We start from the raw sequence: 207 nt of genomic DNA, 5'->3' as shown, positions 1-207 counted from the left end.
CAGGGACCAGCTGTAACGGCGCAACCGGTTGGGCCTCTTCCCTTGGCCGACGCAGCCGCTTCACCCAATACAGGAAGCTAGGCAAGGCCAAACCCTGCTGTTCACAATACGCCTCCGCCTTCAAACCGCTGCTACGCCACCTTTCAACATGCGCCTCTCGCTGCGCCCAGGATTCACTTTCTTGCGCCATCGCTCCGCTCCTGACAA

The 207-nt window shown here is 60.4% G+C and carries 1 protein-coding gene; it reads right to left on the bottom strand.

The features are described 5' to 3' along the window. On the bottom strand, positions 1-190 hold a 190-nt coding region (tnpA, locus tag PZA18_RS25960; RefSeq protein WP_407951225.1), incomplete at its 3' end, for an IS66 family insertion sequence element accessory protein TnpA. Positions 191-207: the final 17 nt, after the last annotated feature.

The organism is Parachitinimonas caeni, assembly GCF_030129945.1.
Classification (GTDB): Bacteria; Pseudomonadota; Gammaproteobacteria; order Burkholderiales; family Chitinimonadaceae; genus Parachitinimonas; species Parachitinimonas caeni.
The sequence above is the reverse complement of the archived record's forward strand: the minus strand, read 5'-3'. Positions and strand labels throughout refer to the sequence as shown.